Origin of the sequence: Bacillus pseudomycoides DSM 12442 (assembly GCF_000161455.1) — a bacterium.
Classification (GTDB): domain Bacteria; phylum Bacillota; class Bacilli; order Bacillales; family Bacillaceae_G; genus Bacillus_A; species Bacillus_A pseudomycoides.
In genome coordinates this window covers 2,326,314-2,336,313 of record NZ_CM000745.1, presented here as the reverse complement: position 1 = coordinate 2,336,313, position 10,000 = coordinate 2,326,314, and the positions used below count along the sequence as shown (strand labels likewise).

Here is a 10,000-nt window from a genome sequence, read left to right as displayed (position 1 = left end):
CGGTCTTTTAACAACCTTGAATATATATCATAGGAGCGTTCTCCTAGCTTTGTTTGCTCTACAACATACGGAATTGTATTCATCATAATCCCTCCATCTACTTTTTAAGCTGCGCATAGCATATAACCGTAAGAAGAAGGTGTTTTTGTATTGAATAATAACACAGGCTGCTTAGATGATAGATGTGTAAAGTCGATTGTTGGAAGAAGTCTTGTTAACAATTCTGGTTTTTGTTCCCGAATAGCTGTTACAACTACTTCAACGTCATCATCCTGCCCGGCTAATTCAATCTCCTCTTCTTCACTTACCGTTTTCAATCTATTTCTACTACGAAACAACGAAGCCTTCACTGCGCCTTCTGAGATTGAACATATTTCCGCAATATCTGATAAGCTGTATTGAAAAACATCTTTTAACAAGAAGATAACGGATTGCTGTACATTTAATAAAGACAAGACTTTCTCCGCCATCTCATGCAAATCAGCAATTTTTTCATGTGGTTCTTCAAATGTAATCTCCTGCTCTAATTTCTTCTTAGCTGATTTTGCTTTCATTTGATCGAGCCATTGATTTCGAGCAATTTTATATAGAAGCGTAATACAAACATCTTTATGTTCTACACCTATATATTTTTGAAGTACTTTACAAACCGTTTCTTGGGCCAGGTCTTCCCCATCCCATTTGCTTTTTGTTAAAAAGGTACAGTACCTTTTTAACTCCGCATAATTTTCAATGATAAAGTTTATATTTGAATGATTCATATCGATATGATTTCTTAAAATTCGAGTTACTTTTGTGCACAAAATAACCACTCCTTTTCAGCGCTTACTTAATTAACGATTGAACAAATCAAAAAGTTACGGGGCACATAAAAAAATTTAATGTTTATGTTTGTAAATGTGGGGTCATAAATATGTTATGTAGAATTTTACATGAGGAGGCAACAATATGCCAAAATTAACCGTTATTGGTAGTGGAACATTTGATGTAAAAGAAGGAACAAAGTTAGCACTAGCACTTGAAGATAATGGTATCCATATTCTTCACCGCTGCGGCGGGAAAGCGCGTTGTACCACTTGCCGTGTAGAAATCATAGCTGGGGATTTTTGTGAACCTACACATGTTGAGAAGAACGCTATTACTGAAAAAGGTATTGAAGATCATTTGCGATTATCATGTCAAATGCATGTACATACTGATCTCACCGTTCGTCCCATATTAACAGTTGAAAATTCCGGATTAGATGCTGGGCCACGGCCTGTAGAATGAAAAGGCAACAGAATGACGGATTTAAAACGATTAGCTGGTGAATATGCTGCTGATTTTGTAAAAGACGGGATGAAAATCGGCCTTGGTACTGGTTCTACTGTATATTGGACAATACAAAAATTAGGACAGCTAATCAGCGAAGGTTTAACGATTCAAGCTGTACCAACATCAATAGAAACTGAGAAATTAGCAGTGCAGCTTTCTATCCCTTTAATTCCTTTAAGTAACGTTGATTACCTTGATCTCACGATTGATGGTGCAGACGAGATTAACCCCAATCTACATTTAATTAAGGGGGGCGGCGGCGCTCTTCTACGTGAAAAAATAGTCGCCACTTCTTCCCAAAAACTCATTATAATCGCTGATGAATCAAAACTTGTAAAAGATTTAGGTACCTTTCCTCTTCCTATTGAAATCGTACCGTTCGCTTGGGAGCAAACTGCAAAACGAATTCAATCCTTTGGTTGCCAGACGATTTTACGTACCCAAAATAATCCACCATTTATAACAGACAATGGCAATATGATCTTAGATTGTGTTTTTCCAAACCAAATAACGAACCCAATCGAAACTCATCAGCAGGTAAAAATAGTAACTGGTGTAATTGAAACTGGTTTATTTATTAATATGGTAAATAAAGCGATTATTGCAACTGAAAAAGGAATAAAAGTATTATGACAAAACTAAAGGGCATGAGCCCGGTACAATACGAAGCCCATGCCCTTTAGTTTTGACTAATGAAGTAACCTGTCTAACTTTTTGAGATCACTTCACTAATAGCGACTTACTTAACTAATTTAGCTAATTCACATTGCAATCTATATTCTTCTAATTCCCAAATCTTATTTACAATTCGTTCTTTACAGCATTCCATACCAATATCCATATCATAATCAGCAGGGTCAACACATGCGCTGGATTCAGTTAAAATAAATCCATTTGGCAATTTCGCAACTACGACTGTACATTTGCCATGAAATTCTTCTACTGTCCATTGAGTTTTCTCTAAAATATTATCAATATCCTGTTGAGTTACCGTATTATCCATTATTCAACAACCTCCCAATCTTCTGCTAACATATCAGTTGGTGAAGCTAACCAAGGAACAAAATGTTCTTGTACTGTTTTCATTGCAATATATGCAACATATGAGACATTATGTCCTCTATGCTTGTTTTATAAAGACCACGACACTAATACACCGTTGACCGTCTATATGAATTCCATTGGTCTTTTGTCCTAATGCGGTTTCTTACCGCCCTCTGCTCATTCTCCAAATTCATATATGATAAAATTAATTCATTCGCTAATATGTCCAAACATGTAATTTTCATAGCAATAAAATTAAAACTAGGCTTACAACGTCATTCAAAATTAGATGAAGCAAGTGCATACAATTCGAAAAAGAGTTTCAAGTGGTGTATTATTATCGATATTGAGTCAGGTCCAAAGACAGGAAAAAAACCCAAAAATGGGCTTCTCGATATAAAACAGTATCTTTATATTCCCATCATATAAGAAAGGACTGAATAAGTTGAAATCAAAACAAATAAAAGAAATAACTGACTTAGAAACTGCCTTTCAAATTCGAAAAGAAGTGTTTGTCAAAGAACAAGGTGTTCCTCTGGAAGATGAATTTGATACATTCGATAAATTAAATGATGTATGTCATCATATTTTAGTTTATTTTAATGAAATACCTGTAGGGACTGGACGCATAAGATTCGTCGATAACATTGGTAAACTAGAAAGAATCTGCATATTACAACCTTATCGAAAACATGGTTTAGGCAAAGTAATTATTCAAACATTAGAAGAGATTGCTAGAGAAAAAGAAATATCCAAAGTTAAATTACATGGGCAAACACATGCAGAAGGGTTTTATAACAAACTAGGCTATCATACTTCTTCAGACGTATTTATGGAAGACGGTATTCCGCATATTCTTATGACAAAGGATTTATCGATTAAAGAAGTTAGTAAATAATAAAGTAAAATCCCCTTTCTGCACTATATAAAGGGGATTTTAAAACGATTCATTTATAATATACTCTATCAATTCTTTCATCTATACATTGTCGTCTCTTAAACTATCTCTACTCCCTTTATTGTTTCTTCAATCGCCTCTTTATTTGTTAAAATCCAAAAGAACATTTCTTCATTTAACTTTAATAATTCTGCTGATTGAACAAAATAAGTAATGAAGATGACTTGAATACCTAGCATTACATACCAAATCGCCTGAATTTCTGCTTCTGATAAAGGATTCTGTTTATGGTATCCCTCAAAAATATTTCGAACAATATATAACCAGTCCCTTCTTAATTGTTCATCACAAAATACTTCGCTTAAAATACTAGTGAAACAGTAGCACAAATCAAACACTCTCACATTTATTTCTACAAGTTCAAAATCTATAAATCCTTGAAACTCATTTTCCTTAAAGATTAAGTTAGATAAATGCATATCTCGATGAATGAGTTGCCTTGGTAACAGCGTAATGGAGTCTTTAAAATCTTTTTGCAGCTGGTTCATAGTTTGAATGAGCTCAGGATGAACTTGCTCACTGCTTTTCAAAACAGGTGTGGCCCAATCATAAATTACATTGTACAAATTACGTTCCACAAATTCGTCTACATGATTTGTGGAACAAAGTGCCTGATGTAACTTAGCAACTTCACTTCCAATAGTATTACTTAACACTTTAAGATTTCCAACGCGTTTTACTTCTACAACATTTCCCTCTACATACTCATACATACAATATATTTATCATCTTGTAAAATATAGCTTTCGTTGCCTCTCGTCTTCAAAAGCCTTTGTATTCTAATTCCTTTTTGTGCAAGTTGATTTAATACATTTGTTTCAGCCAACAACTGCTTTATCGAACCTTTTTCTTTTAATATATAATTTTGCTTATTCCTTATAATCTTTGTTACTTTCGGTTGGATTGCTTCTGTTGTTACTTGCTCGTCTTGAAACCAAAAATTTGTAATATCTAATATGTGTTCCATTGTATATATACCCCTTTATGAAATCCGAAGCCTTTTATACTTTTCGAAACATTAATTCACACAGCATACCCGTTCCAACTCCAATTGTATAAGCTAATAAATCACTCCACAAAAAACCATACCCTAATACAAGTCCCCCTAAAGTCGTTGCACGAATATTATCTATCCAATCCGCATGATATAATTGACTGATTTCAATACCATAACAAAATAGTAAACTTAAAAACGCGATCTTTTTAATCTTCATTTTATGAAAAAGGAATCCAAATCCAATAAAAATCATGAGAGCCCAAAGTGCATCCCCTAAATATGCATTTAATAGATTAGGTAAAGCATAAGCAAATTTCCTTGATGCCAATCCTAAAATAACTACTATTATTGTCAAGATTGCATACAGCAACCTATTTCGTTTATAACTCATTATGAAGTCCTTTCTTATTACACAAAACGTTTTACAAACCCTGTACTTTTTTCAACATATCCCATACATTTATAAAATTGGTGCGCATGGTGTCTTTCCTCACGATTCCCACTATTTAAGCAAATCGAATCTATCCCTTGTTCCATCGCCCATTTCTCTGCTGCTTCTATTAAACTTTTTCCTATTCCTTGATTTCGAAACTCTTCATCTACTACTAATGCAATAATGCGAGTGTATATTCCATCTTCAGTGTAAAGTATGCCTGTACATAAGCCAATCATTCCAATAACACGCTCATTTTCTTCTGCTACCAACGTATAGTAATCTGGGTGAGAAAAAATATTTTGAAGTCTTACTTTCATTTTTCCTATAGTTGTTGGATAGCCAAGGTGTCCCATTAATGAAGTTAAATCATGTACATCATCTAAATGTGCCTTTCTGATTTCCATGCACTCTCCCCTTCACTAGTCACATCATTGGTTCTTATATCATCATTCATTTATTCCTCATATAACACTTGAAAATCAGTAACAAGCGAAACAATTTTCCCATTCTCATCAAATCCCCAATAAGAAGGATAAAAACCATCACCATAACCTGATCGGAACATAATAATATTACTTCCTGTTTCCTCACATACTACACAATTTCCCCACTCATCATCATGTTCTGTTAGTACGTCGTCTATCAAATCATCATACAAACTAATGAATTCTTCTCCTAGCTCTTGTTGTAATCTATTTTCTATTTCTTCTAACTTTTCAATTGCTTCCACATCTGCAAAACACCCTAGTCCCGTATCAACTGGATACCCAAAAATATATCCTTCCTTTAGTTCACTTACATTCTGTCCTGGCTTTATTGCCATCTTCCATTCTGTCACTTTTGCTTCTGATACTTTCAATTCAGCACCAGCAATTACACCATCTTCCTCGTTCAACCAAGCAACAATTGGATATGTGCCGGGCTGAATTGTTTGTTCGAAGTGATTTTTATTAAAAATAAGAGGATCACAAGCAACCATTTTACCTGAAGTAACTTTTAAATGGTCTAATACTTCAGGACGTAGGACTTCACTATCCAGTTTAGATAATTCATGTAGTAGCTTTGACATAATGTTTCTCTTCCCTTCATTCTCTTATTATTAGACTATACAACTTTCCTAGAATTTAAGCTGAGAAATCATCAATAATTTCTACCACTTCAATTTTTCCGTTAATCAAAAGCTCTGGAAGCTCGTTTTTTACATTACCCTTCCAATATTCTTTAGCTTGTTCAATTTTTCGAGAGAAAGGAACACCATCTTCCTTTGGTAAAAGGTTTCCATCCCCCTCAAAAGAATTCCCAATAACTCGAAGTTTAACAATCTGCAAAACTTTCCGATTATAAGAATCAAATAATTCTTTCCATTTCAAAGCATCTTCATAGCTTTTCGCAGCGTATAAGCAAGACAATCTTGAAGGATATTCAGGATATTCTTGTAGTCTAACCATTTCTACTATTACTTCTCTAATAGCTCTGATTGTTTGGTCTACATACTTTATAGCTACTTCGGCATTTTCTTTATTCATGTTCAAGCCTTCACTTGTATAATGATCTTGTAAAATCTGAATACAGTCTTCGCCTTTAGAATTCAATTGTTCTCTCTCAAAAAAGAAGCGATATAAGGTATTGTTTTTGTTCTTGTCAAAGTTAATTATCTGCCCAAGAATCATTTTTTTCCTAGTAACAATGTGATAAACATACAATTCGTTCTCTTTCATGGTCTGTCTTCTATTGGTCTTCATCATATTGACTATATTATGTACTTTCCATCACTCTTGTCCGCAAAGAAGAGTTAGTTTCAGTTGCTTTTTTGAAAGACAGTATGTACGTGTTGATTCCATTTCTTTTTCTCCTCTTATCTGCTCTTAATTGCTTAACTGGTTAGAATGCATGATTATATATCCCGAAAATTAATTTACATAACATTATTATATTATACTTATAAACGTTTCTCTAAAAAATGCTGACTATACCCTTTAGGATGATCTTCCACTACGCCAAACTCTCTGTAACCATGTTTCTTGTAAAATTCAGGTGCTTGAAAACTAAATGAATCAAGTAATATAAGTCTACAGTTTTTCTCTTTGGCAATTTCTTCGATTTCATTTAATAGTTGACTACCATATCCTTCATGACGTACTGACTCATCCACCCATAAAAAATCAATATGAAGGTGATAGAAATATATTGTGCCTGTTATGCCCCCAAATATTTTGCCAACATCGTCTTTTAATAGAAAACTTACATGTTCTAATGGGCTTTTTACTTCATCTGATAGTACAGACATATTGTATTGGATTACTTTATTTTTAATATATTCGCTATCTTTTGAGTTATTTTGTTGTATAATTTTCAAGTCTATTCTCCTTTCTCATCACTATATATAGCATTCTGTATACTTTTTATACAAACATTGCAATGTTTCTTTTATTTTCATATCAGCTTCTTGATTTTCATAACGATTTGGTAACTCCATTCCGCCAATCACATAAAGCAATGGTTTTTCATAAAACGTTCCTAGTATACCGATATTTATAACAGCTGTAGGTAACCCACCTGTCATATGGGCTAAGTGGTACCCTGGTATTCCTTCATATTGTCCTTGTTGTCTCACCATTCCATTTATAATTGGTTCCCATAGCACCGGATTCAATTCATATCCTTGGAATATACGAATTAAAAGTTTAAGAACTTGTTTTAATTTCCCAACATTTTTCATATTCCTTGGGTCTTTCGTAATATAAATCTTTGAAAAAGAACATTGAATTCTCCTATTTACTTCTTCCCATCCACCGCAAAAGTTGACAACAGATTGTGCAATACAATTGTCATGACATGCAATCATTACTTCTACAGCATCTTTGAGTGTTAATACGGTTCTTCTTTGTAAATGTGGGTATATTTCTTTACTATCTTCTTTCGGATTAAATTCGATATTTTCGATTTCATCACTCCAGCGAACTTGATTCTCTTCAACCATTTTAGCTACAGCAAATCCAATTGCAACCTTTGCGGCAGACGCTAGTGGAACCAATATATCATCATTATATAAAGCGACAATATTTTGTCTTTCTGCCGAATAAGCAACTATACCTACTTGACCTGATTTTATCTCCTTTATTTTCTTGATTACTTCCTCCATTTGTACGCCTCTTCTCGATTTCGTTTTTATCCCTTTCAGTATTTCGATAATACGAATCAAAAATCCTTTTATGAGGTTAACAAATGCATTCTACTATTTTTGTTCCAACTCTACTGGTAAAACATAGCCGCCATTTTCTTTCTGAAGTTCTACTACTTTCACAACAGCATTAGCATTTACGGTTCCGTATATATGTGGATAGTTTTGACCATTAGAAGCCAATTCATATTTTATCTCCGCCTCAACTAACGACGGATTAATTACAAGTAATACTAACTCCATTTCAGTACTAAAATGCTTTTCTGCCACTTGAAGAGATTGTTCTAAAAAAGAACAATGAATAAACCCTTCTTGCATCAGTGAAGGTTCCATTATGTTTCCTTTTGCTTTTGCTACTTCCCATTCACTTTTTTCCATTACCTTTGTAATCATAGTCAATCTCCTTCTTCCCTACTTTATAGAAACATTAAGAGGATTTTCCCGCTCGTTACGGGGTAACGCCAATGCCCATCAACCTCAGATTTTAAAATGCCCACAAAACGAAATTATTTTGCTTTTTGGATTCCGAATCTCTTAATTAGATAGCACAAGGTACCCCACGAAAAAAGCCGTTCTCCTAAACTATGGAAATCGGCTTTTGTAATCTAATTCATTCATATTGTATATCCACCTTCCAAAAGAGTGTAAAAACTAAGGTTCTGAGACTTGTTAATCAAGCAATCCCGTACCCTTGTTTGATGATAACGCTAACTACTGCGACGTATAGTTTTCATTTCCGAAAAGGGACAGACTTCTCCCTTGATGGCTGGTACGCATTTTTTCCAGCCCGAAAACTAGTTACTTCGAACCATACGGAAGGTCATCTTCTTCACCTCATCTGAAAGATTATATTAATTATACCCCATAACACTCTTTTGTGGACATTGTAAAATGCGAATTTTTAAATAACGGATATAAATTCTTTAGAAAACATTTTTTACTATTCAGTGGAATTTTTCGTGAATAAGGCTGTCCAAAGTCCAGAGACACCAAATACTTTATTCGATTGTTTTATCTCTTTCATTCTACGTATTTCTACTTCAGAAAAGCCTTTAAAGATGGCTCTAAGTTTTTTATCTGTAAAACCTAATCCACCTTTAAGACTTTGCAGTTTGTATACTTCCCAATCTGTTATGTCTGCTCCACCTAATTCTCCACCTTGAACAAAACAAGTGATTGCAAAATAACCACCTGGTTTTAAAGCCTTTTTCACCAAATTTATATAACTCATTCTTCTGTGTGGAGCAATATGATGAAAGCATCCTGAATCATACACAATATCGTATGTACCCTCTTCAATTTGTAAGTCAAAGATATTGTTATAAATAAAATTTATATTTACATTTTTTTCTTTTGCCCGTTCGGTTGCCCATTGAATTGATTCCTGCGATAGATCTACTGCATCAACTAAGCATCCTTTTTCAGCAAAGTAAATTGCATTCCTGCCTGGACCGCATCCGAGTTCAAGAACTTTTCCTGGATTAAGTAATTTTTTCTCGAAATAATTAACTAAGTTCTCATCTGGCTTATTAGTAAAAAAGGGAACTCCTTTTTCACGATTAGAATAAAAATCATCCCAAAATTGAGTTGGTTCACGCAATAACGAATCTAACATATCCAATAAATCTTCATAACTACTAATTGTTTCTTTCATAATAACCCCTTCTTTCCAATTAAATCTTATATTCTAATTGTACTAACAATTAGAATGTTTCGTGTTTCATCGGGGTTAACAATACTTTAAATTCAAATAAGTTTGAACTCTCTACATATGCCTATTTATGCTAATTTAACACGCATAAATGCACCTAATTTTCCTTTTATATTATTTTAAAAGTATTTACCTTACTCTTTCTGAAAATCCAATCAAACAATTAGAAATACCCTTAGAATTGGAATTTGATTTCGATTTTCCAGAATTACCATTACAATTATTGCAATAATATTACAAATGGAGTAGCTATACATTCTCATTAAATAAAGATGTTTCTTTGGTAATTTACATAAATTCCATTACTAGTAGTAAGAAAATAAGCACATGCCTTATTTTTGCGGAGTGACGGGTTGCAC

General features: G+C 33.6%; 13 protein-coding genes and 3 pseudogenes. 3 read left to right on the top strand and 13 right to left on the bottom strand.

The window, feature by feature from the left end:
* Both BPMYX0001_RS34920 and BPMYX0001_RS11635 read right to left on the bottom strand, forming a co-directional pair.
* Positions 1-83, bottom strand: a pseudogene (locus tag BPMYX0001_RS34920) (ATP-dependent Clp protease proteolytic subunit); the annotation flags it as partial.
* 21 nt (positions 84-104) lie between these two features.
* Positions 105-803 carry an RNA polymerase subunit sigma-70 gene (locus tag BPMYX0001_RS11635; protein WP_033798916.1) on the bottom strand — a complete coding sequence of 233 codons (699 nt, stop codon included), beginning with the start codon at positions 801-803 and terminating at the stop codon, positions 105-107.
* Positions 804-948: 145 nt separating this feature from the next.
* Between BPMYX0001_RS11635 and BPMYX0001_RS11630 the strand changes: the two genes are divergently transcribed.
* On the top strand, positions 949-1,269 hold the full coding sequence (locus tag BPMYX0001_RS11630; RefSeq protein ID WP_006095036.1) for a 2Fe-2S iron-sulfur cluster-binding protein: 321 nt from the start codon (positions 949-951) through the stop codon (positions 1,267-1,269).
* Positions 1,270-1,281: 12 nt separating this feature from the next.
* Positions 1,282-1,947 (top strand): ribose 5-phosphate isomerase A, encoded by a 666-nt coding sequence (gene rpiA, locus BPMYX0001_RS11625; protein WP_006095035.1) that lies wholly within the window; start codon positions 1,282-1,284, stop codon positions 1,945-1,947.
* Positions 1,948-2,053: 106 nt separating this feature from the next.
* On the opposite strand, the gene BPMYX0001_RS11620 is transcribed toward rpiA, so the two are convergent.
* Positions 2,054-2,317, bottom strand: coding sequence for a Gp49 family protein (locus BPMYX0001_RS11620; RefSeq protein WP_006095034.1), 264 nt, complete (start codon positions 2,315-2,317; stop codon positions 2,054-2,056).
* Positions 2,317-2,427: pseudogene (locus BPMYX0001_RS30715) on the bottom strand (Thoeris anti-defense Tad2 family protein); the annotation flags it as partial. The pseudogene BPMYX0001_RS30715 and the gene BPMYX0001_RS11620, both read right to left, overlap by 1 nt.
* A 376-nt stretch (positions 2,428-2,803) precedes the next feature.
* Between BPMYX0001_RS30715 and BPMYX0001_RS11615 the strand changes: the two are divergent.
* Positions 2,804-3,256, top strand: a complete 453-nt coding sequence (locus tag BPMYX0001_RS11615; RefSeq protein ID WP_003204617.1) for a GNAT family N-acetyltransferase — start codon at positions 2,804-2,806, stop codon at positions 3,254-3,256.
* Between the two features lie 98 nt (positions 3,257-3,354).
* Here BPMYX0001_RS11615 and BPMYX0001_RS29405 read toward each other — a convergent pair.
* The 9 genes and pseudogenes from BPMYX0001_RS29405 to BPMYX0001_RS11570 all read right to left on the bottom strand — a co-directional run bounded on the left by BPMYX0001_RS29405 (position 3,355) and on the right by BPMYX0001_RS11570 (position 9,584).
* Positions 3,355-4,283: pseudogene (locus BPMYX0001_RS29405) on the bottom strand (phosphotransferase enzyme family protein).
* Between the two features lie 34 nt (positions 4,284-4,317).
* Complete coding sequence (locus tag BPMYX0001_RS11605) at positions 4,318-4,704, bottom strand: ribosomal maturation YjgA family protein (protein WP_006095033.1); 387 nt, start codon at positions 4,702-4,704, stop codon at positions 4,318-4,320.
* A gap of 17 nt (positions 4,705-4,721) precedes the next feature.
* Positions 4,722-5,153: a GNAT family N-acetyltransferase gene (locus BPMYX0001_RS11600; protein WP_006095032.1), complete on the bottom strand. Its 432-nt coding sequence runs from the start codon at positions 5,151-5,153 to the stop codon at positions 4,722-4,724.
* Between the two features lie 50 nt (positions 5,154-5,203).
* The gene (locus tag BPMYX0001_RS11595) at positions 5,204-5,818 is read right to left on the bottom strand and encodes a DUF4241 domain-containing protein (protein WP_006095031.1); all 615 of its coding nucleotides are present in this window, start codon (positions 5,816-5,818) and stop codon (positions 5,204-5,206) included.
* 55 nt (positions 5,819-5,873) lie between these two features.
* A complete protein-coding gene (locus BPMYX0001_RS11590) occupies positions 5,874-6,467 on the bottom strand; it encodes a DUF2441 domain-containing protein (RefSeq protein WP_033798915.1) in 594 nt (197 codons plus the stop codon).
* A gap of 221 nt (positions 6,468-6,688) precedes the next feature.
* Entirely contained in the window at positions 6,689-7,105 is a 417-nt protein-coding gene (locus tag BPMYX0001_RS11585) for a GNAT family N-acetyltransferase (RefSeq protein ID WP_018780610.1), read from the bottom strand.
* Between the two features lie 21 nt (positions 7,106-7,126).
* The gene (locus BPMYX0001_RS11580; RefSeq protein WP_033798914.1) at positions 7,127-7,891 is read right to left on the bottom strand and encodes a serine hydrolase; all 765 of its coding nucleotides are present in this window, start codon (positions 7,889-7,891) and stop codon (positions 7,127-7,129) included.
* A 93-nt stretch (positions 7,892-7,984) separates the two neighbouring features.
* On the bottom strand, positions 7,985-8,323 hold the full coding sequence (locus BPMYX0001_RS11575; protein ID WP_006095027.1) for a DUF952 domain-containing protein: 339 nt from the start codon (positions 8,321-8,323) through the stop codon (positions 7,985-7,987).
* Between the two features lie 547 nt (positions 8,324-8,870).
* Positions 8,871-9,584 carry a class I SAM-dependent methyltransferase gene (locus tag BPMYX0001_RS11570; RefSeq protein ID WP_006095026.1) on the bottom strand — a complete coding sequence of 238 codons (714 nt, stop codon included), beginning with the start codon at positions 9,582-9,584 and terminating at the stop codon, positions 8,871-8,873.
* Positions 9,585-10,000: the final 416 nt, after the last annotated feature.